Here is a 22708-nt window from a genome sequence, read left to right on the forward strand (position 1 = left end):
GTTGAAGAGTGGCTGCTTCTAAAACAAAGTATACGGACTGATTGACGGGAACCCACTTTCAAGAATACACCTTGGCAGGCTTACGGCAAACCGGGAACTGAATTCAAAACCTGATGGATATTTTCAAAGACATGCTGGTGCTGGAACTGGCCAGCGTGCTGGCGGGGCCCAGCGTGGGGCAGTTTTTCGCTGAGCTGGGTGCCAGCGTTACCAAGATTGAGAACGCCGCCACGCAGGGGGATGTCACGCGCCGCTGGAAAATAAGCAGCGAAGCCCCTGAAACAGACACGCCCGCTTACTTCTGTGCGGCCAACTGGGGCAAAACCTCCCTGGCCCTGGACCTAGCGAAGCCGCAGGACCTCAGGAGACTCTATGATCTAGTGCAGGAGGCTGATATCCTGATTGCCAGTTACAAGCCCGGCGATGCCGAGAAGCTGCGCGTGGACTATGAGACGTTGCGAAAGCTTAACCCGCGGTTGGTGTACGGTCACATTACCGGCTACGGACCCACCGATGCCCGGGCTGGCTATGATGCCGTGGTGCAGGCCGAGAGCGGGTATATGTACCTGAACGGCGAGCCAGGCAATGGCCCCCTCAAAATGCCCGTTGCACTGATGGATATCCTGGCGGCACATCAGCTGAAAGAGGGCTTGCTTGTGGCCTTGCTGCACCGCGCGCGTACCGGGCAGGGGCAGCTCGTGCAGGTGTCGCTGCTGGATGCGGCGCTGTCGGGGCTGGCGAACCAGGCGACGGCGTTTCTGGTTGCCAGCCACGCGCCGCAGCGCCTGGGCTCAGAGCATCCCAGCATTGTTCCGTACGGTGCCGTGTATACCACCAAAGACGGGAAACAAGTGGTGCTGGCCATTGGCGACGACAGGCAGTTCCAGAGGCTGTGCGCTGTGCTGGCCATACCTGCCCTGGCAGAGGACCCCAGGTATCGCACCAACCACAGCAGGGTGCGGCACCGCGCCGAGGTAAACGAGCAGCTTGCGGCGCGCATCGCCCAACAGGAGCAGGGCGCTTTTCTGCAGGCTCTGCACCTGCAGCACGTGCCAGCCGGGGCCGTGAACACGGTTCCGGAGGCGTTTGGCCTCCCGCAGGCCAAACGAATGCTGTTGCACCATACCGGGGCACAACCGGGGCTTCGGCAGGTGGCCTTCCAGATAGAGGGGCTGGCGTTGGCAAGCATTGCACCCCCGCCGCCGTATACCCAAAAGCCGTGAGGGAGGGGGCCTATACGCACCGCAGAACCGAAAATAGCATTGTTGCCTCCTGCATTTCAGGTTTTAACGGCACGGGGTAAACAAACTTTCGCTTTGAGCGGTAGATATAGACGCATACATACTAATTGCACTGTTGCAACGCACTATGGAAGACAAGTTAGACGACATCATCAACGGGCTGCACCAGAAGTCCAAGACCAAGCAGGCGATATACCGGCACACGTTAGAGACCTTCAACCGGATGAAGGAAATCTCGCAAAAGCTGGTGGCAGAGCTGACAGATAGAATCACCAGGCAGGATGCGGACGTGATTATCGAGTACCGGAATATCGGAGAGCATGAGTTTCAGATCAAATTCTCCGGCGATTTGCTGGTTTTCGTGATGCACTCCAACATCATCACCTTCCCGGACGACTACGAGATCATGCGGAGCGAATACGTAGAGGAGGATTTCAGGCGGAGGTTCTTTGGGCACATCATGGCCTACAACTTTATGGCAGACACCATCAAGTACAACCGTCTCGACGACCCCGGCTATCTGGTGGGGCGCATGCTGGTGAACATCGAAAAGCACTTTTGCATTGAAGGGGTGAAGCAGCTTGACTTGCCGAAAGGGAAGATGAATAACATGCAGGAAAACGCTATAAACGACCGGATGCTGCGCATCATCGTGGAGAGCGCCATGATTGCCGCGGTGAACAACGACCTGATGGGGCAGGATGTGAGCGACATTGAGCGCATCACCCTCAAACAGAAACTAGAGAACTCGCAACTTACCAAGCCCCGCAAACTGGGCTTCCAGATCAGCCACGAGCTCACGCATTAACCCTAAATTCCATACTTGCTTTTGCCGGGGTATAAATACCTGCGCAAAAGGCAGGTATACGGCATTGGTCCTTATTCTCCGGCATGGTATAAACCCGTGCTATTATACCCCCCGGCATCCTTAAGCTACAAAGCCCTACGCAGGAAAACATGCCTGGCTTTAAAAAGGCCCCTACCCAAGGCGCGGGGCAAAAAGCCAGCTGCAAAACCCATCCCCCGGAAATTATACATGTGAATTTCTGCTACCAGGAAAAGTTATACTAATAGCAATTGATCGGTACGCATTGATCCTCTTTATGGCGCCCCGAAAGCTTTCGGGGTGCCTTCCCGTGCAATGCATCCAACCTGCCGCACATCACAATAACAGCACAAGCGGACGCTTGCGCCAGTGATTTTAGCCTCAAATTTCATGAAGTAAAAATACCCCAGTACGCAAAATCCATTCGATAATGGTATTTGATTTTAGGTATAGAGCTGCTGAATTCAGATAATCTATACCTGAGAAACCGGAACAGCCCAAGTTTTTTATCAGCTGTGAATGAGTGCATTAGGTGAATGCGTCTTGTGTTATATATATGGCTTTATTAGCTAAGTCTGCGTATATATAAGGAGAAGCAAATTAAACCTTATAATTATTCAAAATGAGTAGGAAGGTCTCTGGTTCTCTGGCGCACAAAGTTGTATTGCGCCGCCGCATGCTGGTATACTATGCTTTTTTGATCGCAGGTGTGTGGGGTATGATGGTTTCCTGCAGCCTCCCGGCATCTAAAGGCAAGCCGGCCTTGCGCACGCAAAACGTCATTATCGTGGTGATTGACGGCCCCCGATATTCCGAGACGTGGGCCAACACACCCGGCCTCATCCCGAACATGTCAACCGACCTGAAGCCAGAGGGAAGTTTTCTGAGTACCTTCCTCAACGACGGCTATACCTACACCAACTCGGGCCACGCCGCCATTACCACCGGCGTAAACCAGCCGATTGACAATTATGGCGATGAGTACCCGGCAAACCCATCCATCTTCCAGTACTGGCTCAAAGCGTCTGGCAAGCCGAAAACCGCTGCCTGGATCATTTCCAGCAAAGACAAACTCCATATACTTGCCAACACCCAGGACTCGCTGTGGCAGAACCAGTTTATGCCCGCGCTGAACTGTGGCGTAAACGGGCCGGGCACAGGCTACCGTGCGGATTCCCTTACCCTGGAGGCAGTGAAGCAGGTCCTGACCACGCACAAGCCAAACCTGGTGCTGGTGAACTTCATGGAGCCCGATGGCTATGCCCATGCCGGCAACTGGGACTACTATGTGCGGGGCATCTCCCGGGATGACAGGTATATAAAAGAGCTCTGGGATTTTATCAGCAAAGATGAGTTCTACAGAAACAAGACCACGCTCCTGATCACCAACGACCATGGCCGCCATTTAGACAGCGTAGACGGTGGCTGGCAGGAGCATGGAGACAACTGTGAGGGCTGTCAGCACATCAGCCTGCTGGCCTTAGGGCCGGACTTTAACAAAAACGCCGTGATAGAAACCCGCCACACGCTGGTAGACATAGCCCCCACCGTGGCGAAACTGCTCCGGTTCGAAATGGACTCGACAGTAGTCGTGCCCCGGCTTGACACCGTTGCGGTCGCCTTTGCCGTTGACTCTTTGGCTGTTGGCACACAGAAGGATTCCGTGCGCATCGTATCCCAGCTGGATACCACCGTGCTGCAGGGGCGGGTAATCCGGGAGTTGTTTCTGGAGAAGTATCTTCGGTAGCCTATATGGCCAGCTTGCGGCGGCCTGCCCGGATCGTTTTGCTTCAGTTTCTATTCGCCCGGAGGGGTAGAAGGGCTAACCGCCGCACCGTCAGTTTACAAACGCAATGAAACGCAGTTATTGGTTTATACTTAAGCTTTGGCTGGCATTTGGCCTGTCATTTCCGCTTCTGGCGCAGCCAGATGTGAGAGGGGATGGGGCCGTTTTGGCTGTATCCACGGTTGCTCAGGCAGAAAAGGGGGTAATATTTGAGAACCCCTTATACCGCAGCGAGGAGATACTGGAGTTTCAGCTCAACCTCAACTACAAAGACCTGCTGGACGACCGGGGTGAGGACCCGGGCTATCATCAGGGCACCCTCACCTACACCGATGCCACCCGAGGGCCGGTAAGCGTAAACCTGAAGGTAAAGGTAAGGGGGAACCACCGCCGCAACCCGCTTATTTGCCGGTTTCCGCCTTTGCTCCTCAATTTCTCCCGCAAAACTACCTCCCAAACTGTTTTTGAGCACGTGAACAAAGTAAAGCTGGTCACCCATTGCCTGCAGGAAGAATATGTGCTGCGCGAGTATCAGGTGTATAAGCTATACAATGTTTTAACGGACAAAAGCTTTCGGGTGCGGCTCTGCCGGGTGCGGTACGAAGACCTGGAAGGCAAGCGGAAATCAGAAACGAGGTATGCCTTCCTGATAGAGGACGACGACGAAATGGCGCAGCGACACAACGGTGTGATTGTGCCCAAGGCCCTTGCCATCGGGATGCAGGGAACGGACCAGGGCACCATGGCGCAGCTGGCGATATTCCAGTATATGATCGGAAACACAGATTGGTCTGTGCCTTACCGCCATAACATCAAGCTCCTCTCCCTCGACTCGCTGGCGCCTCCGCACCCCGTGCCGTACGACTTCGATTTCAACGGCATGGTCGATCCGCCGTATGCGGTGCCTCCCCCCGAGTTGGGGATCGCAACGGTGCAGCAACGGCTATACCGGGGGTATGACTTTCCGGAACACGTGTACGCGGCCGTTGTCCAGGTATTTAAGGCACGCCGCAGGGAACTGTATGGTGTATATCGGAAACGGCCCTTGCTGAGCAAAAGCAGCCAGAAAAGGGCACTGCGCTTTCTGGATAGCTTTTACAAGACGATCGACGACCCCAAAGATTTTGAGCGGAATATTGTGCGCGTGGGGCGGGAAAACCAGAAAAGCTACGTGACCGTGAAAGGCCTGAAATAGCAACTGCAAGCAAAGGGCCAGAGCGCTTTGCTTGCAGTTGCTATGATTCTAGAAAAGCCATACTCGGGCCGGAAGTGCTGCGGGGTTGGCTGCGGCTAAATCCGTTGGTTACATAATCTCGGCCAGCTCGAGCCAGCGGAATTCTTTTTCCTCCAGGTCCGTGTTGATCCCCTTGAGTTCTTTGGCCCAGGCGGTCAGCTGCTCATGGTCGGTGGTGGTGCCGGCGTTCATGGTGTCAATCAGCTCGGTTTTGCGCTGCTCCAGGCGGGCGATGTCCTTTTCCAGTTGGGTGTATTCTTTCTGCTCGGTATAAGTGGCTTTGCGTTTGGCGTCGCTGGGCTGCTCGGGTTTCTTTTCCGCTACCTGCGGGGCGGATTTTTTGCTTTCCACCTCCTGTTTCTCCTGCTCTTTCTGCCACTCGCGGAAGTCGGTGTAGTTGCCCGGATAATTGCGGATTTTGCCTTCTCCCTCAAACACGAAGATGTGCTCCACCAGCCTGTCCATAAAGTAGCGGTCGTGGCTCACGATCAGCATGCAGCCCCCGAAGTTGAGCAGGAAATCCTCCAGGATGTTCAGCGTGATGATGTCCAGGTCGTTGGTCGGCTCATCAAGGATCAGGAAATTCGGGTTTTTGATGAGTACCCGCAGCAATTGCAGGCGGCGTTTCTCGCCACCGCTCAGCTTGCTCACAAACGTGTACTGCTGTGGCGGCGCAAACTGGAAGTGCTGCAGAAACTGGCTCGCCGTGATCACCTCGCCATTGGCCATCTCCACCACCTCGGCTATCTCCTTCACGATATCAATCACCCGCTGGTCATCTTTAAACGTCAGCTCATCCTGGGTATAATAGCCGAAAACGGTGGTCTGGCCTGCATCAATGGTGCCTGCGTCAGGGGCCAGTTGGCCCGTCAGCATGTTCAGGAACGTGGACTTGCCCGCGCCGTTAGGCCCGATAATGCCGATGCGATCTTTCTTCTTGAACACATACGAAAAATCCTCCACCAAATTTTTGTCTCCGAAGGACTTTGAGATATGCTCCACCTCGATGATTTTGCCGCCCTGCCGGGTGGCTTTCACCGAGAGCTCCAGCTGTGGGGCGGCGGTTTTCTTGGCGGCTTTCTCTTTCAGCTCCTCAAAGGCATCCACGCGGTACTTGGCTTTGGTGCCCCTGGCCTTGGGCATGCGCCTGATCCATTCCAGCTCTTTGCGCATTAGGTTGCGGGCCTTCTCGGTTTCGGCCACGGCGGCTTCCTCGCGGGCCGCCTTTTTCTCCAGAAAGTAGCTGTAGTTGCCTTTATAGGTATACAGCTCGCCGTTGTCGAGCTCGGCAATCTCGTTGGCCACTTTGTCCAGGAAGTAACGGTCGTGGGTCACCATCAGCAGCGTGGTATTCTGCGTCGAGAGCACACCCTCCAGCCACTCGATGGTGTCGAGGTCCAGGTGGTTGGTTGGCTCATCCATGATCAGCATGTCAGGCTCGTCGATGAGCACGCGGGCCATCGCCACGCGTTTGCGCTGCCCTCCGGAGAGGTTCTTTACCACGTCGTCGAGGTTGTTTATACCCAGTTTGGAGAGCACCTGCTTTACCTTCACCTCAAAGTCCCAGGCCTGTAGCTCATCCATGCGCTCCATCACCTCCTGCATTTTCCCGGCGCTGGTATGGGGGTCAGCAATGGCGGCCTCGTAGTCCCGGATCAGGTCCAGGGTTTGGTTCTTGCCCGAAAAGATGTTCTGCTGCACGGTCAGTTCCTCGTCAAACTCGGGGTTCTGGCCCAGGTAGCCGATGCGAACCTCTTTCCGGACGCTTACGCTACCCTCATCAGGGGCGAGGAGCCCGGCCAGTATATTAAGGAGCGTTGTTTTGCCAGAGCCGTTTACGCCCACCAACACGATGCGCTGCCCCTGGCTAATGCCAAAGTTCAGGTTTTTGAAAAGCCAGCGCTCGGCAAAATTTTTAGAGATATTTTCTGCGGATAAGAAATTCATGGGGCAAATTTAGGCATTTATCCGCAGAGGTGGAGGCAAAATAAATCCGGCCTTTCGCAGCAAGCCGCAAGCCGCTAACGATAGATGTATAGCTTGGGTATACCTGTGCGGCCGCCTGTCCGTAGCCAAGTGTAAAAGTCAAGTATGCGTTGAGGTGGATGTTAATCCGTCACGACCACTGTACAGGAGAGGTAGTCGTGCAGGGTTTGCTTGCGGCGGGTAGAAAGCATCAGAAGAAAACCCAGGAACACCGTGGCCACGGAGAGCAGCTTGGCGAAATAGCGCAGGTTAGCCCGGGCAAAGCTGATGCGGCGGCCCCGCAGATCCGTCACCCGGAGGCCCAGGCTGAATTTGCCGACGGAAGCCTGCTTCTGAGACGACTGCAGCACCGTGAAGTACAGCCAGTGCATCACCAGAAAATACGGGTTGATAAACACCAGCTTCACGGTATCCAGCAACTGGCCCAGAAAATCCCCGTTCTGAAAAAGGGTCTCCCAACTCTGGAGTTGCAGGTCAGAATCGCTCAAGCCATATAGCACAAAGGAAAAGGAGAAAACCAGCAGCGTCGAGTCTATCAAAAAGGCAATGAGGCGCGCCATAAGGCTGCCGTACAGCTCAGAGCTTTTGATGGTAGGACTTGGTAGAGTAAACGCTTTTTGCATACCTCTGAAACTATTTATACTGGGAAAATTTGTTTTCTGATACTAGATGAAGGAGTCGTCAGGCAGAACTGGGATACGCGAGGCAATGCACTGCTTGGTGCTACTGAAGGTCGTGTTATTTCTGTTCTAAATTACACATTTTTGTTTAAATCTAATAAAATTTTACATGGAAATAATTTAACGCACCCAAATTGTTTACATGCTATGTTACGGTTTAACTTTTCTGGGCTCAAAATAATTTCTGAGCGGAAACATAAATTAGTAGACACGCAGAAATGATTAGCCAACGTGACTTTCGGCACTTTTTACCTAAATTAGCCCGTGATGACAGAGGACATAAAACAACGGCCGATAGGCATTTTTGACAGCGGAATAGGCGGCCTGACGGTGGCTCAGGCAATCATCAGCTTGCTGCCGAATGAGCGCATTATCTATTTTGGCGACACCGCCCATTTGCCCTACGGCGACAAATCTACTGCGGCCATACAGGCCTATGCCGTTAAAATCTGTGACCTGCTGATTGAGCAGCACTGCAAAGTGATCCTGATTGCCTGCAACTCTGCCTCGGCGGCGGCTTACGAGTTGGTGAAAGAGTATGTGGGCAGCAAGGCGAAGGTGCTGAACGTGATCGACCCGACCGTGCAGCATATCGGCCAGTTATACCCCCGGAAAAAAGTTGGCCTCATCGGCACCAAGCAAACCGTGAACTCCAATGTATACCGCAAAAAAGTGGATGAGCTGGACCTGGGTATAAATCTCCAGTCGCATGCCACGCCACTGCTTGCCGCCATGATCGAGGAGGGCTTTTTCAATGACTCCATCTCTGAGAGCGTGATCCATACCTACCTCTCTGACCCCGACCTGCTGGGCATTGAGGCGCTTATCCTGGGCTGCACCCACTATCCGCTGATCAAAAAACAGATAGAGAACTTTTACGAGGGGGAGGTGGATGTGCTGGACGCCAGTCAGATAGTGGCCCAGCACGTGAAAGCCTACCTGCAGGGGCAGGGCCTCGCCGCTGAAAAGCTGCTGGGCGACCACAAATTCTACGTCTCAGACTTTACCCGCTCGTTCGAGGAGAGCACCCGCATCTTCTTTAAGCGGCAGGTGCACCTGGAGCATTACCCGCTGTGGGAGTAGGGGCGCGCGTGGCGCGCCAATTACGAATTACGAATTACGAATTCCGAGTTTGGGGATATGAGCATAGGATAGTTGGGTTTCCCCAATCCTCATGCCATCCGACGCGACTTCAGGCGTTTCGCCGTAAAAAGCTTACCTTTAAAGTAGACAGAAAGCATACGCATCATGAAAAAAAGATATCTGACCATTGGCGACTTTAAACGCAATGCCTTTATTGTGGCTGCCGCCGCCTGCATGGGCCTGACCAGTTGCAGCAGCAACCCCGACCAGAACGAGTGGAATGCGGAAAGCGAGATGGCTACAACCGACGGCATAATTACCGAGATGACGGAGCAGGGCCCGGACCAGTGGAAAATAACGGATGAACGCACCACCGCGCCCGGCAAGAGCATGGCGATTCTCAAATACAACGATGGCCGCATAGACACCCTGCAGGGGCTGGAGCTGCAAAACCGTTTGCAGGATATGTCCAGAAACGAAGGCAGCTACCGGCAAGGTGGGTATGGCATGAGCAGTGTGCTGTGGTGGAGTGCGCTGGGCTATATGGCCGGACGAAACACCGGGCCGCGGGCGGGCTACTACGCCAACCCCAACCTCATAAACCGCACCGATACCTGGCGCCAGAACGTGCAGACAAGCCGCCAGCGTGCCACGGCACCCGGCTCGGGCCGCAGCGGGTTTTTCAGGGGCCGTAGCGGCGGGGCAGGCGCATAAACCACAATAAGATGGCTATGACAAAAGGAACTGTTCGCCTCGAAGCCCATACCGGTGACGTGGAAACCGCCGTGCGCGGCCTCGGCTGGGAATGGTGCGTGGAAGACGGCTGCGCCAACTATGTGCCGGGCGAGGCAGTGGTGGTAACAGAGAAAGAGGCCGATGCCTTGCTGGATGCCGCCGACACGCTGTATGATATGCTGGTGCAGGCCGTGCCCGACGACCTGCCGGATGCTTTCCTGCAGGTGCTGTGCATCCCCGAAAACCTGTGGCCGATCGTGCGGCAGTCGTGGCACGACGACCGGCACTGGCACCTATACGGTCGCTTTGATCTGGTGCAAACGCCGGAAGGGCCTAAGCTGCTGGAGTTTAATGCTGATACCGCCACGTCCATACCTGAAACCGCGGTGGTGCAGTGGGCAAGCCTGGCCGCTGCTGGCAAGAACGAGGCGAACCAGTGTTCGGGCCTGTATGAGGCCCTGGTGGCACAGTTTAAAGCCTGGCGCATGCTCAACGACGACCTGACGCCCGCCCTGCTGCTGACTTATATCGGAGAGAGTGCCGAAGACGAATCGAACTGCGCTGTGCTGGCGCAGGCAGCCCGCGAGGCCGGTTTCGACGCGCACCTTTGCCCGGTGGAGGAAATGACCGTTTCGACGGAGGGCGAAGAAAAGGGCGTTTGGGCACAGGTAGGGGCAGAGCAGTGGCAGCAGTTTCCATTTCTGTTTAAGTTGCTGCCCTGGGAGCAGATTGCCTGGGAAGAACCGGAACTGCTCGACAGCCTCACACTTCTTTCCCGAGCCCGCAACGTTGTGATCGCAAACCCCGCGTATAGCCTGCTTTTCCAGAGCAAGGGCATGCTGGCGTGGCTCTGGAAAGCCTATCCATACCACCCTTTGCTGTTAGAAACCGATCTGGAGCCGATCAGCGGCAAATATATCCGAAAGCCCTACTTTGGCCGCGAGGGGCAAAGCGTGGAGGTGATAGACAAGGTATCCATCACAAAAATGGCGGGCGAGTACGACGCGCAAAAGCAGGTATACCAGCGCTGGTGCGACTTGCCCGAAGATACCAAAGGCTATACCTACCAGGCGGGTGTGTTCTGGGCAGGGGAGGGCTGCGCCATCGGTTTCCGCAGAGAGAAAGGCATTATCACCAACCTATCGCAGTTTGTGCCGCATCTGGTGGAGGGTTGATCCGTACTATACTGATTTCTCCTTAACCGAAACGTATCAGATTTTTTCACAAAACCCACTCCCATGAAAATCGTCGTCGCTCCGGATTCCTTTAAAGGCAGCCTGTCGGCCAAAGAGGTGGGGCTGACTATCCAGGAGGCCTTTCTGCGGGAAATTCCTGGAGCTGAGGTGGTGGTGGTGCCGATGGCAGATGGCGGAGAAGGGACACTGGACGCCCTGCTGTTTGCCACCAATGGAGAGAAGATAAGCGCAGTAGTCACAGGCCCCTTGGGCGAACAGGTAACAACGGTCTATGGCATTTTGGGCGATGGGAAAACGGCTGTGATCGAAATGGCGCAAGTGGCAGGCTTGCCTATGGTGCCAGACAGCAAACGGAACCCCTCACAGACGACTACTTATGGCGTGGGCGAATTGATTTTGGCCGCGTTGGAGAAAGGCATCCGCTCCTTTATAATCGGGTTAGGCGGGAGCGCTACCAACGACGGTGGCCTCGGCATGCTTCAGGCTTTGGGCGCCACTTTCCTGGATAAGGCGGGGAGCCCTGTAAAACCTGTTGGGGCCGCTTTGCAGGAAATCGCCTCGGTTGATTTTACCGATACCTATCCAGCCTTAAAAGAAAGCAAATTCACGGTGGCCAGCGACGTGGAAAATCCTCTGTGCGGAGAAAATGGCGCTACATTCGTTTTCGGTCCGCAGAAAGGCGCAACGGTAACGCAGTTGCAGCAGTTGGACGATGGTATGGCGAAGTATGCCCGGCTCGTGGAAGCGCAGTTAGGTATAAAAATGCAATCCGTCCCGGGAGCGGGCGCAGCGGGCGGTCTTGGCTTCGGGTTTCTGGTGCTGGGCGCTGAGATACAGTCTGGTGCGCAGGTCGTGGCCGAAGCAACCTGTTTGGAAGCGCAGATAAGGCAGGCAGACTGGGTAATCACCGGGGAGGGCCAGAGCGATTTCCAGACCCTGTATGGAAAAGCTCCTTTCTATGTCGCGCAGCTAGCCAAAAGATACGGCGTGGGCACGATCCTGATTTCTGGAGGCCTGGGCCCGGGGCACGAGCAACTGTTGGATCATTTCGTGAGCTGTCACGCTGTTGTCAATTCCCCGATGCCGCTGCAGCAGGCAATAGACCAGGCGCAGCCGCTGTTGTTTTCATGCGCCCGTAACATTGCGCGCATTGTCAGGGCAGGCGTTTCGTAATAGCTGTTCCATACCTATCATAGTGTCTCAGGTTCAGCAAAAGAGCCATACAGTCCACAAAAGTCCCCCTTGGGGGTAGGGGCCCTCGAAGAAGAAGGGGGCAGGGGGATGAAAGGCGGCCGGAAGAACCTTTCCTGCTCTTGCATGATGTGAAACAGCTGCTATAATATCTTACTTCTGATTGTCCGCAGGGAGTGTCATCCCCCTAACCCCCTTCAAAGGGTAGGGCCGTTAAGTTCTAACGAAAATTGTCCCCTTGAGGGGACCGCAGGGGTGTAAAGCCAGCAAAAATAACCTTTCGCAAAGAGCAAACACCCCTCTAACTCCCCTCAAGGGGAGAATCGTTTTTCTGCTATATTAAATCTTTACGTGAAGACATGGTGCAAATTCTTAGAACTTAACGGCCCTACCTTCAAAGGGGGGCGGAAGTGGGCACTGCGTAACAGCAGGTATAACTCAGGTTCTTAAAACAAGCTGACATTTCGTTTCTAAAAGCGAGATTTAACAAGGTCTTCTAGCTACTCTTCTGAACAACTCCTGGTTTAACCGAAAAAACCGCCCATACTCTACACCCTAGCAACAGATCGTTCTCACCGGCTGATGGCATCATTCGGAAATCGATCTGGCCTACATAAGTTCTGCCTGCTATTCGATCTGTATAAGGTGCAACAGCCATACCCTTTTCAACTAGGCGTATTCATTCTAAAATAGGATTTATCCAATAATATTTTAATATTTAATTTTTTATATATAAATTGCATTGATTTTAAGAAATCATGTATATCTTTATCTAAAATTTTACAACACAACCCTTAATACACCCTTACTATGAGTGCAATAGCTATAGAGCAACTTACCCGTTTCCGGACGGTAAGTTACGAAGAGGCAACGCCCGAGGTAAAAGCCATTTATGAAGAAACAATGCAGAGCCTGCAGTTGCCTTTTGTGCTGAACTGGTTTAAGTGCCAGGGCGGAAACGAGACACTGCTGCGCGGCAACTGGGCCAAACTGCGCTCCACCCTGCTGGAGGGACAGGTGCCAAACGTCCTGAAGCAATTGATTATCTACAACGTGTCCAAGGAAAGAGGCTGCGATTACTGCGCCCATGCCCACGGCATCTTTGCAGACAGTATGAGCAGAATGATCAGCGACGACGAGAACTTCCGGGCTACCGAAGACCTCAACTCCCCGATACTCCCCCAAAGCTACAAAGTCGCCATCCGGGTGGCTACCAAGGCGGCGCTGCGGACAGCGACCGTGACGGACCGTGATTTTGATGAGCTGCAGCAGGAAGGCTTCTCTGAAGACGAGATCCAGGAACTGATGGCCCAGTCGGATCTGGTGAACATGCTCAACACGATTGCCACGGTATCCGGCATCAAGCTGGACAACGAGCTGCTGGAGCCCGAGTTTTAATAGATTTGTATCAGGAGGCGCAATAATCCGGAGGGGAAGAAGGGGTGAAGGATAGTCAGATTTACAGAGTCACGTATGAGGCGTTTTCACGCTTCTCCACCGTCCTGATGCGCTGCCGGTCATTCGAGGAGATAGGGGACGCCCTGCGGGTGAACCTGAAATACCTCCTCAATTTCCATGTGTTCAGAGTCAGCTTTAACTGGGAAGACTACTTTATACATATCACGGTGAGTGCGGCCGGCTCCAGCGTTCAGGTGCGGGAGCAGCACGACTACCTGCCGCATGAGCAGCAACTGCTGGAAAAAGGAAGGCCCTTGCTCTGGACAGACTTATCTGTGCTCGGGCTCCCGGCAGAATTTCGTTTAGCGGAAGCGGAGCAGGGGCAGCTTTGGGGGTGGGCCTTCAATAGGGAGAAATGCCAAATCCTCCTTTCAGTGCTGGCGGGCAACAGCAAAGACTTCTCGGGGCGCGATGTCACGTTTGTGAAGCTGATCGCCGAAAACCTGGAGTCGAAACTGCTGGAGCTGTGCCTGTTTCAGGTGCTGGACAAGAAGAACGAGGTGATCTCGTCAATCAACGAAAACCAGCAGCGGGTGATCAAGTTGCGCACCCAGCAGATTGCCGAGAAAAACGAGCGGCTCATGGAAATCTCCATTCTCAACGCGCACCAGGTGCGGGAGCCGCTGAGCCGCATCCTCGGCCTGATCAACATGATTGACCATGGCAGCTCGCCGGAGGTAATCCAGGAGAAAATAATGCCCCGGCTGAGGCGGTCTTCCGAGGACCTGGACGAGGCCTTGCAGGAAGTGATCACCAAGGCCACCTCAGAACTTATTGAATTGAAAGCGTAATCCATAAATCTTAGAAGGAATGAAGAAAATTATGTTGGTGGATGATATGGAAATTACCAATTTCATCACGGGGAGCCTGATACAAATGATCGACCCCGCCTACGCGGTGCACGACTATACCGAGCCGATGGAAGCCCTTTCCGAAGTAGCTACGGTTCAACCCGACATCATCTTCCTGGACCTGAACATGCCGGAGATGGACGGCTGGGGGTTTCTGGATGAGATGCAGCAGCAGGGCCTGGGGCAGAAGGTGTATATCCTGACGTCCTCAACCAGCGAACTGGACCGGCAGCGCGCGAAACAGTATGCCAACGTGGCGGGCTATCTTGTGAAGCCGATGGAGAAGGATGAGCTGGCCGGGATTCTGCTGATGGCGTAACCCAGTGCGCTAGCGGCAGGCACGTTCTCAGAGTTTATTTGCCTTATCTTTCGTTCCACTGGCCTTTTATTCTATTTTTGAGGTATGGGAAAATCTACCTGCCTCTGTTTTCTGAAGCTGCTCCTGTGCTGCTTCTGTTATGGGCATTCCGCGTATGCGCAGCAGCCAGCTGCCGCTAACGCCCCCGCGCAAGCCGATTCACTTACCCAAGCCAACACGGACACGCTGCCGCAGGAGCGCTTTCTGCTGCTGGATAGCTTGGACTACCGCTTTTTCGGCGACGGCAACTTTACCCAAGGCAACGTGAGCCGGAGCCTGCTGGTAACGCGGGCAGAGATAATCCTGAGCGGCCCTGTGCTGTCCATCGCCACAAACCCCCGTTTTAGCTACGGCAAGCAGAATGGTGTGTTGGCCGAGCGCGATACCTACGTGGACCTGTTCGTGGATGTGTTCAAGAAAAAGAAAACCTATGTTTTCGGCCTGGCTACGATGGAGATCAGTCACCTGCGGGGCATTGATTTGCGGCAACTGGCCGGGGCAGGTATAGGCTACCGCCTGCTGCAGACCGAGCGCAACACCCTGACGCTGACGAACGCCATTATCCACGAGTCCACCGACTTCAGCGAGCGGCCCACGCTGGTCACGCAGCGGAACTCGCTGCGCATCAAAGGCAGCCATGCGTTTCTGGAGAGGAAGATGCGCTTTAAGCACATCACCTTTGTGCAGCCGTCGCTGTCAGACTTCTCGAACCTGCGCTGGAACACGCTCCTTTCCCTGGAGCTGCCGCTGGCAAAATGGGTTGCCATCCGCGCTAGTTTCACCAACTCTTACGAGAGCGAAGTAGAGGCCTCGCGCAAAAACAACGACTCAAACATTACCTTCGGCGTCTCGCTGGGTAACCTCCTATAATTTCCGCACGACAAACACGCACGGGCTGCCGTGCTTTTAACTGCTAACCGCATGATACAAGGTCCTGTGCTTTTTCTGATTCTGCTGGCTGGGGTTGGCTTCATCGTGCTGGCAACGGCCAAATTCAAGCTGCACCCGTTTTTCGGTTTGCTGATCGCGGCCTTTGGGGTAGGTATAGCGGCGGGCCTGCCGCTGCAGGATGTGGTGAAAGCTATAAATGATGGCTTTGGCGGCCTGATGAGCTATATCGGCATCGTGATCGTGGCGGGCACCGTGATCGGGAAGATACTGGAGAGGTCGGGGGCTGCGCTGCGCATGGCCGAGGTGGTGCTGCGCGTGGTGGGGGAGAAGCGGCCGCAGTTGGCCATGTCGCTGATCGGCGCCATTGTCAGCATCCCCGTTTTCTGCGACTCGGCCTACGTGATCCTGTCCAGCCTGAAGAAATCGCTGGCGCAACGCGCGAAGGTTCCGCTGGCCTCCATGTCCATCGCTTTGGCTACAGGCTTGTACGCCACCCATACCCTTGTGCCGCCCACGCCCGGCCCCATCGCGGCGGCAGGCAACATCGGGGCCAGCGGCTACCTGGGCACCATCATCCTGATCGGTTTGGTGGTGGCCATACCCGTGATGGCAGTGGGGTATGTATGGGCCGTTAAAGTTGCCTCCACCATCAAAATCGAGGGAGAAGAAATTATTGGGTTGAGCTATGAGGAAGTTGTGCGGGAGTTCGGGGAGCTGCCTTCCACGCTCAAGTCGTTCATACCTATCTTTCTGCCCATTCTGCTGATCGGCGTTGGGTCGGTGGTGAGTTACCTGAAATATACCGGGGGTATGGCCAACTTCTTGCTTTTTCTGGGCACGCCGGTGGTGGCCCTGCTCATCGGGGTGTTTGCCGCTTTCCCGCTGCTGCCCCGCTGGAACGAGGAAACGCTGACCGGCTGGCTCGGGGACGGGCTGAAAGACGCCGCCATCATCCTCTTGCTGACGGGCGCTGGCGGGGCTTTCGGCTCCGTGATAAAAGCCACAGCGGTTGCAGACGTCATCAAAGGCTTTGCCGCAGGCGGCAATTTGAACGGTGCCTACATTCTGCTGATCTCTTTTGCTGTGGCAGCGGCTCTTAAAACGGCCCAGGGCTCCTCTACAGCCGCATTAGTGATCACCTCGGCACTAGTGGCTCCCATGCTGGCTGAGGCAGGTATCGTTGGTGCGGTGCCCCTGGCACTTGTCGTGATGTCCATCGGGGCAGGGGCCATGGCCGTCAGCCACGTCAATGATAGCTATTTTTGGGTGGTGACGCAGTTCAGCGGCATGAAAGTAACCGACGCTTACAAAGCCCATACTATGGCCACGCTGGTGCAGGGCATCACCGCCATTGCTGTTACCTTGTTGTTGTGGTTTGTTCTGGTTTGAGAAAAAGACCCTATCCGCTTGCCCGAAAAATCAGGCTAAAATTGACTCCCAAGTGAGCTCAATTTGATTTCGGGTTATACCTATTTATGGCAGTTTTATGTCAGTGCTGTTTTGATTTTACCTTTCTGGCGCAAGTTTTCAAACTTGTGACTTTCTATAACGTCGAGTTTGTAACTCGACTGGGGCGGAGCCCCAACAGCCGGGCGAAAAGAACCACCCCGCCTGCGGCACCCCTCCTTGAAAAAAGGAGGGGAGTGCAAAGCTGCTTATGCGTGGCTAGCTGAGAGGTTTTATGTATCGAGTTGGCTTATCATCACACGCGGAAGGATATATAAAAGATTACCAAGAGTATAGCCAGATGGTGATACCCACGTTCCCGTTTAGCGAGGCGGACTTGGATTCCACTCTGGCTTTCATCAAACTTTACGACCGGCCAGCAACCGCCTATCCTGCTATGCCTGAAGCGGTGGCAATTCGAGAGCCTTTTTCCAAAACATCAATTACACCGGGTAATCGTTAGCAGATTCCCATATTATGCCCTAACTTCGCTTTCTTAAATCAACCAGAACGCCTATGCTTGCTTTCCTGCTGACACTTATGCTCTTACTGAGTGTGGTAATCGTGCTGGCGTACGCGGAGCGAAAGGTAGCTGCCTTTATGCAGGACCGTCTGGGTCCAACCGAGGCCGGGCCGTATGGCTCGCTGCAGGCGGTGCTCGACGTGCTGAAGCTGCTCCAGAAGGAAGACATTGTGCCGGCGCAGGCCGATAAAAGTCTGTTCAAGCTGGCCCCAATCCTCATCTTTGCCGCAGTTTTCGCCGGTTTTGCCGTTATCCCTTTCACCCCCGACGTAGTGCCTGCGGGCATTGGTATCGGGGTGTTTTACCTGCTGGCCATTGTGTCATTGGATGTGGTCGGGCTGCTGATGGCTGGCTGGGGCTCTAACAATAAATACGCGATGCTTGGTGCCATGCGCTCGGTGGCGCAGATCGTGTCGTATGAGATTCCGGCGGGCCTGGCCATTCTGTCAGCCGTCATGATCTGCCAGTCGCTCGATTTTCAGGAGATAAGTTACCAGCAAGGCGTACTGTTGCATGCCTTTCCGGGCATGGAGTATGAGACGAACTGGCTGTTTGGTATACAGGCACTCGGAATAGACACGACAACGATCGGCGGCATCACGACCTGGAACATTTTCCGGGCACCAATGCTGCTGGTGGCCTTTATCATATACTTTATCGCCTCGCTGGCAGAAAGCAACCGCGCCCCGTTTGATATACCGGAGGCGGAATCGGAACTGGTGGCGGGTTTCCACGTGGAATACTCGGGCTTTCGTTTCGCGGTGCTGTTTCTGGCGGAGTATAGCATGATGGTGCTGGTGAGCCTGGTGGCGGTTGTCCTTTTTCTCGGCAGCTGGAACACACCGCTCCCCAACATCGGCGCGGCACAGCTGGCCAACTGGACCACCGGCTCCGTCGGCGCGCTTTCCGGAAACCTATGGGCGGCTTTCTGGTTGCTTTCCAAGACTTTTGTGCTGTTGTTTGTGCAGCTCTGGGCCCGCTGGACGTATCCGCGCCTGCGCGTGGACCAACTCATGCACCTGTGTTGGAAAGTGCTGACGCCTCTGGCCCTGGCCGTGGTACTGGCAGCTGGCATCTGGCGCCTGTTAATGATTTGATAGGTAGTTAGGAAGCTGAAAATCTGAAGAGTTTAGTAGTTAGCAAGTTGAAATTTAGAGTGTTAAAAGTGAATAATGGTTCACGATTTTTTTAAATGTTCTTCATTCCAAAACGCGCTGACTTTTTAATCCTCTAACCTGAAAACGTTGGAAAAAGAAGCATATAAACATAAAACCGGATTCTGGCAGGGCGTGAAGTCGCTGATGAGCGGCGCGCGCCTGACGCTGCGCCACTTCGCCAACGCGGGCAAGCGCCGCAAGCCGGTATACGTGTCGGACGACAGCTATTTTAAGCAGCCTGATGGGCTGGCCACGCTCACGTACCCGTACGAGGCGCTGCCCGTGCCCGACAATGGCCGCTACCGCCTGCACAACGAGATGGAGGACTGCATTGTGTGCGACTTGTGCGCCAAGATTTGTCCGGTTAACTGCATCACTATCGAGTCGGTGAAGGCGACCGAGGATATAGGTGTAACCTCCGATGGTACGAAGAAAAGGCTTTACGGCCCTGTATTCGACATCGACATGGCCAAGTGCTGCTACTGCGGCCTGTGCACCACCGTGTGCCCCACCGACTGCCTGACGATGACGCCGGTATATGATTTCGCTGAAGTAGACATCAAGAACATGATCTACCACTTCACCGACCTCTCGCCGGAGCAGGCCCAGGAAAAGCAGCGTCTCTTCGAGAAACAGCAAGAGGAAATGGCCGCCGCCAAAGCCGCAGCGCTGGCAGCCAGAAAGCAACAGCAAGGCTAACCCACACCTGCAGACGACCTCACAGTGTCTGCAAGACCTGTGAGTGTCAAAAAAGCAAAGCGTTTACCAAAAGGCAAAGCCGTTGCAATAAACCTGAAGGCTCGCCAGCCTTCAGCGATGGCGAGGCCACCAAGGTAACCTATATAAGGAAGCGCACATTGATCAATGTTAAAGGATAACTGAAAAATGATCTTCTACATTTTCGCCATACTGGCAGTACTTTCCGGGGTATACATGGTGCTGACGCGGAACCTGCTGTACGCGGGCTTCTCACTGCTCGTCACGCTGCTGAGCTTGGCGGGTATCTACGTGCTGCTGTTCGCCGATTTTATAGCGGCTACCCAACTGATGGTGTATGTGGGCGGGGTGCTGGTGCTCATTCTGTTCGGCATCATGCTCAGCAGCCGCGTGCACGACAAGTCGGTGGTGTCGGAGAACACCAACAAGGTATGGGGCACGGTCATCACGTTTCTGGTGCTCGTGGGCATGTTCCATACCATCCTGAATGCGAACCTGGGCGCACTGCCCTGGCTGCAAACCGCCGACACAGCCGTGCTGGGGCAGCAGAAAAGCACCGTGCAGGCCATCGGCATCAAGCTGATGACCGACTTTGTGGTGCCTTTCGAAGTTGCCTCGCTGCTGCTGCTGATCGCCCTGATGGGGGCCGCCTACATTGCCACTGATAAACAGAAAGTATAAAAATGGAACAGGTTCCGTTAGAGCATATCTTACTTTTGAGCGCCGCGCTGTTTAGCCTGGGCATCCTGGCCGTGATCACGAAAAGACACGCGGTGCTCGTGCTGATGGGCATTGAGCTGGTCTTTAACGCGGCTAACCTCAACCTCGTCGCTTTCAGCCGGTATGACGCCTCGCTGATGCAAGGGCAAATGTTCGCGCTTTTCGTGATTGTGGTGGCTGCCGCCGAGGCCGCGGTGGCGCTGGCGATTGTGCTGCGGGTATACCAGTACTTCAGGACTGCAAACATAAACGAGGTGGTGAGCAAGGTAAACCGGTAGCCGGTATACCGGCTGGCAAGGCAAATGCCGCCGGGCCAGGACAATCGCAGCCGATCAGTATAAATAAATTAAGCTTTCTAGTTAACTTTGACCGCTGTTTGCTGGCGTAGCCACGCAGCAGCCGAAACCGAAACAGATCAAATTGGAGCTATCCGAACTATTACAGCCGCTGGCAGCCACCTCCCAAACCGCAACCGCGCTGGCTGTGCTGTTGCTGCCGCTCCTGAGCTTTGTGGGCTTGTCGCTGTTTGGGGAGCGCCTGCCGCGCCGCGGCGATTGGCTGGGCATCGGGGTAGCCGCTTTGTCGGTGGCGCTGTCGGGGTGGCTTTTTGCGCAGACCTGGAACAACGCCGCCTTTCACAGCCGCATTGTCTGGTTTCGCCTGCCTTCCCTGGGTGGCGCTTTTACCGATTTTACCGCGGGCGTGCTGCTCGACAACCTCACGGTGCTGATGCTGGTGATCGTGACCTTTATCTCGCTGCTGGTGCAACTGTTCTCGGTTGGCTACATGCATGCCGACAAGGGGTATAGCCGCTATTTTGCCTATCTGGGCCTGTTTACTTTCAGTATGATCGGGATTGTGCTGGTCGATAACCTGCTGTTGCTGTTTATGTTCTGGGAGCTGGTGGGCTTTTCCTCTTACCTCCTCATCGGGTTCTGGTTTGAGCGGCCCGCCGCCATCGCGGCCAGCAAAAAGGCTTTTCTGGTGAACAGGATCGGGGACATGGGCCTGCTCCTGGGCCTCTTCGCATTCTATACCTACTTCCGCACCTTCGATCTGGAGGCGCTGCGCGCGCTAATCGGCACGGGCAACTGGACGGAGGAGGGCTTCGTGCTGACCTACGCGCTAAACGGGCAGCCGTGGCTCGTGGAGATGCCGACGGTGCTGCTGACCTTCGCTGGCCTCGGCCTTTTTATGGGCTGTGTGGGCAAGTCGGCGCAGTTTCCGCTGCAGGTATGGCTCCCCGACGCCATGCAGGGGCCCACGCCGGTGTCTGCGCTGATCCATGCCGCTACCATGGTGGCGGCCGGGGTTTACCTGCTGGCCCGCTGCTACGCTTTTTTCACGGTGGATGCCCTCACGGTGATGGCCGTTGTCGGGGCGATTACTGCGCTGGTGGGAGCCGTGGCGGCGCTCACGCAGTATGACATCAAGGCGGTGCTGGCCTTCTCCACCATCTCCCAGCTGGGCTATATGGTGATGGGTATGGGCACCGGATCGCACGACGCGTCGCTCTTCCACCTGACCACACACGCGTTTTTTAAGGCGGCACTGTTCCTGAATGCCGGCATCATCATCCATGCCATGCACAGAGGGCTGCACCATACCCACCAACCCGACAGCGTTGACCCGCAGGACATCCGGAACATGGGCGGGCTGCGCAAAGCCATGCCGCTCACGTTTTATACCTATCTGCTGGCCGCTGCCGCGCTGGTGGGCTTGCCCCTTTTCTCCGGCTTCCTGTCGAAAGACGCAATCCTGTCGGGCAGTTGGGCCTGGGCGCAGGCGATGAGCGCCAACGGCAACGGCCTGTACTACATTGTCCCGGTGATCGGGTTTGCGGTGGTGCTGCTCACGGCTTTTTACATGGGCAGGCACATGTGGTTCATGTTCTTCGGCAGTTTCAGGCTTCCGTTCGATGTGCGGGAACTGCGGGTGTCGGTGGGGCAGGAGGTGGAGCGCGTGATGGCGCTGCCTGTTGTGCTGCTGGCGGTGCTGTCGCTGGGCGTTTTCTTCTCCCTGAACCCGTTTAGCTTTAGCAACAGCTGGGTGCTGCAGGGCATCAGCCTGCCACAGCTCGCTGCCGATGGCACGCAACTGGCGGCTGACTTGCTGCGCGCCGTGGCCCTGCAGGACGAGGCCAACCATACGGTGCACCTGGTTATCGGGCTGCTGTCGGCTGCGCTGGGTGTGGCCGGTATCGGGTTGGCCATTGGCCGGTATAAAAGCAAACCGTCTGGAGCGCTGCTGCAGGAGCAGCCGCAAAGCGCCTTCGCCCGACTCTCTTTCAACCATTTTTACCTCGATCCCCTGTATGCCAAAGTCTTTGTACAGCCAACCGTGTTCCTCTCGCGGGGGCTGTACCGGCTGGACAAGCGGGTGATTGACTTCACGCTGGACTACGGGAGCAAGTGGCTGGTGGTGCTGGCAAAAATCGTGGGCGGCTTCGATAAATTTATCGTGGATGGGGGGGTATGGCTGCTGTCGGCGCTGCCCCGGCTCTTTGGCCGTATCGGGCGGGGGCTGCAAAACGGAAAGGTACAGTCGTACTACGCCTACTCCCTCTTCGGATTTATTTTGATTATACTATACATCATCGTGTTTTGATGTTAAGTTTGCGGTCTGGTTT

The 22708-nt window shown here is 55.1% G+C and carries 20 protein-coding genes; 18 read left to right on the forward strand and 2 right to left on the reverse strand.

Going from position 1 to position 22708, the window contains the following annotated elements; all coding sequences use genetic code 11:
* Positions 1-113 precede the first annotated feature (113 nt).
* The 4 genes from MKJ04_RS08455 (at position 114) to MKJ04_RS08470 (ending at position 5048) form a co-directional block, all read left to right on the forward strand.
* Positions 114-1223, forward strand: coding sequence for a CaiB/BaiF CoA transferase family protein (locus MKJ04_RS08455; protein WP_241641157.1), 1110 nt, complete (start codon positions 114-116; stop codon positions 1221-1223).
* A 145-nt stretch (positions 1224-1368) separates the two neighbouring features.
* Positions 1369-2049 (forward strand): hypothetical protein, encoded by a 681-nt coding sequence (locus tag MKJ04_RS08460; protein WP_241641158.1) that lies wholly within the window; start codon positions 1369-1371, stop codon positions 2047-2049.
* 640 nt (positions 2050-2689) lie between these two features.
* On the forward strand, positions 2690-3814 hold the full coding sequence (locus MKJ04_RS08465) for a sulfatase-like hydrolase/transferase (RefSeq protein WP_241641159.1): 1125 nt from the start codon (positions 2690-2692) through the stop codon (positions 3812-3814).
* Positions 3815-3920: 106 nt separating this feature from the next.
* A complete protein-coding gene (locus tag MKJ04_RS08470; protein WP_241641160.1) occupies positions 3921-5048 on the forward strand; it encodes a hypothetical protein in 1128 nt (375 codons plus the stop codon).
* Positions 5049-5156: 108 nt separating this feature from the next.
* On the opposite strand, the gene MKJ04_RS08475 is transcribed toward MKJ04_RS08470, so the two are convergent.
* On the reverse strand, positions 5157-7034 hold the full coding sequence (locus tag MKJ04_RS08475) for an ABC-F family ATP-binding cassette domain-containing protein (RefSeq protein WP_241641161.1): 1878 nt from the start codon (positions 7032-7034) through the stop codon (positions 5157-5159).
* 161 nt (positions 7035-7195) lie between these two features.
* On the reverse strand, positions 7196-7633 hold the full coding sequence (locus MKJ04_RS08480; protein WP_241641162.1) for an RDD family protein: 438 nt from the start codon (positions 7631-7633) through the stop codon (positions 7196-7198).
* A 387-nt stretch (positions 7634-8020) separates the two neighbouring features.
* On the opposite strand from MKJ04_RS08480, the gene murI reads away from it, so the two are divergent.
* From murI to nuoL, 14 genes are all read left to right on the forward strand, one after another.
* Positions 8021-8836, forward strand: coding sequence for a glutamate racemase (murI, locus tag MKJ04_RS08485; RefSeq protein ID WP_241641163.1), 816 nt, complete (start codon positions 8021-8023; stop codon positions 8834-8836).
* Between the two features lie 165 nt (positions 8837-9001).
* Positions 9002-9550, forward strand: coding sequence for a hypothetical protein (locus tag MKJ04_RS08490; protein WP_241641164.1), 549 nt, complete (start codon positions 9002-9004; stop codon positions 9548-9550).
* A 17-nt stretch (positions 9551-9567) separates the two neighbouring features.
* Positions 9568-10746 (forward strand): glutathionylspermidine synthase family protein, encoded by a 1179-nt coding sequence (locus tag MKJ04_RS08495; protein ID WP_241641165.1) that lies wholly within the window; start codon positions 9568-9570, stop codon positions 10744-10746.
* 63 nt (positions 10747-10809) lie between these two features.
* Positions 10810-11940, forward strand: coding sequence for a glycerate kinase (locus MKJ04_RS08500; RefSeq protein ID WP_241641166.1), 1131 nt, complete (start codon positions 10810-10812; stop codon positions 11938-11940).
* A gap of 828 nt (positions 11941-12768) precedes the next feature.
* Positions 12769-13356: a carboxymuconolactone decarboxylase family protein gene (locus MKJ04_RS08505; RefSeq protein WP_241641167.1), complete on the forward strand. Its 588-nt coding sequence runs from the start codon at positions 12769-12771 to the stop codon at positions 13354-13356.
* Positions 13357-13400: 44 nt separating this feature from the next.
* A complete protein-coding gene (locus MKJ04_RS08510) occupies positions 13401-14207 on the forward strand; it encodes a hypothetical protein (protein ID WP_241641168.1) in 807 nt (268 codons plus the stop codon).
* Between the two features lie 19 nt (positions 14208-14226).
* A complete protein-coding gene (locus MKJ04_RS08515; RefSeq protein ID WP_241641169.1) occupies positions 14227-14586 on the forward strand; it encodes a response regulator in 360 nt (119 codons plus the stop codon).
* An 84-nt stretch (positions 14587-14670) separates the two neighbouring features.
* Positions 14671-15495 (forward strand): DUF481 domain-containing protein, encoded by an 825-nt coding sequence (locus MKJ04_RS08520; RefSeq protein WP_241641170.1) that lies wholly within the window; start codon positions 14671-14673, stop codon positions 15493-15495.
* Between the two features lie 51 nt (positions 15496-15546).
* A complete protein-coding gene (locus tag MKJ04_RS08525) occupies positions 15547-16905 on the forward strand; it encodes a GntP family permease (RefSeq protein WP_241641171.1) in 1359 nt (452 codons plus the stop codon).
* A 573-nt stretch (positions 16906-17478) separates the two neighbouring features.
* Positions 17479-18582, forward strand: coding sequence for a complex I subunit 1/NuoH family protein (locus MKJ04_RS08530; protein ID WP_241641172.1), 1104 nt, complete (start codon positions 17479-17481; stop codon positions 18580-18582).
* 147 nt (positions 18583-18729) lie between these two features.
* Positions 18730-19341 carry a NuoI/complex I 23 kDa subunit family protein gene (locus MKJ04_RS08535; protein ID WP_241641173.1) on the forward strand — a complete coding sequence of 204 codons (612 nt, stop codon included), beginning with the start codon at positions 18730-18732 and terminating at the stop codon, positions 19339-19341.
* A 186-nt stretch (positions 19342-19527) separates the two neighbouring features.
* Positions 19528-20040 (forward strand): NADH-quinone oxidoreductase subunit J, encoded by a 513-nt coding sequence (locus tag MKJ04_RS08540; protein WP_241641174.1) that lies wholly within the window; start codon positions 19528-19530, stop codon positions 20038-20040.
* A 2-nt stretch (positions 20041-20042) separates the two neighbouring features.
* Positions 20043-20357, forward strand: coding sequence for an NADH-quinone oxidoreductase subunit NuoK (nuoK, locus tag MKJ04_RS08545; RefSeq protein ID WP_241641175.1), 315 nt, complete (start codon positions 20043-20045; stop codon positions 20355-20357).
* Between the two features lie 142 nt (positions 20358-20499).
* A complete protein-coding gene (gene nuoL / locus MKJ04_RS08550; RefSeq protein ID WP_241641176.1) occupies positions 20500-22686 on the forward strand; it encodes an NADH-quinone oxidoreductase subunit L in 2187 nt (728 codons plus the stop codon).
* Positions 22687-22708: the final 22 nt, after the last annotated feature.

It is taken from the genome of Pontibacter sp. E15-1, from assembly GCF_022601975.1.
Lineage (GTDB): Bacteria > Bacteroidota > Bacteroidia > Cytophagales > Hymenobacteraceae > Pontibacter.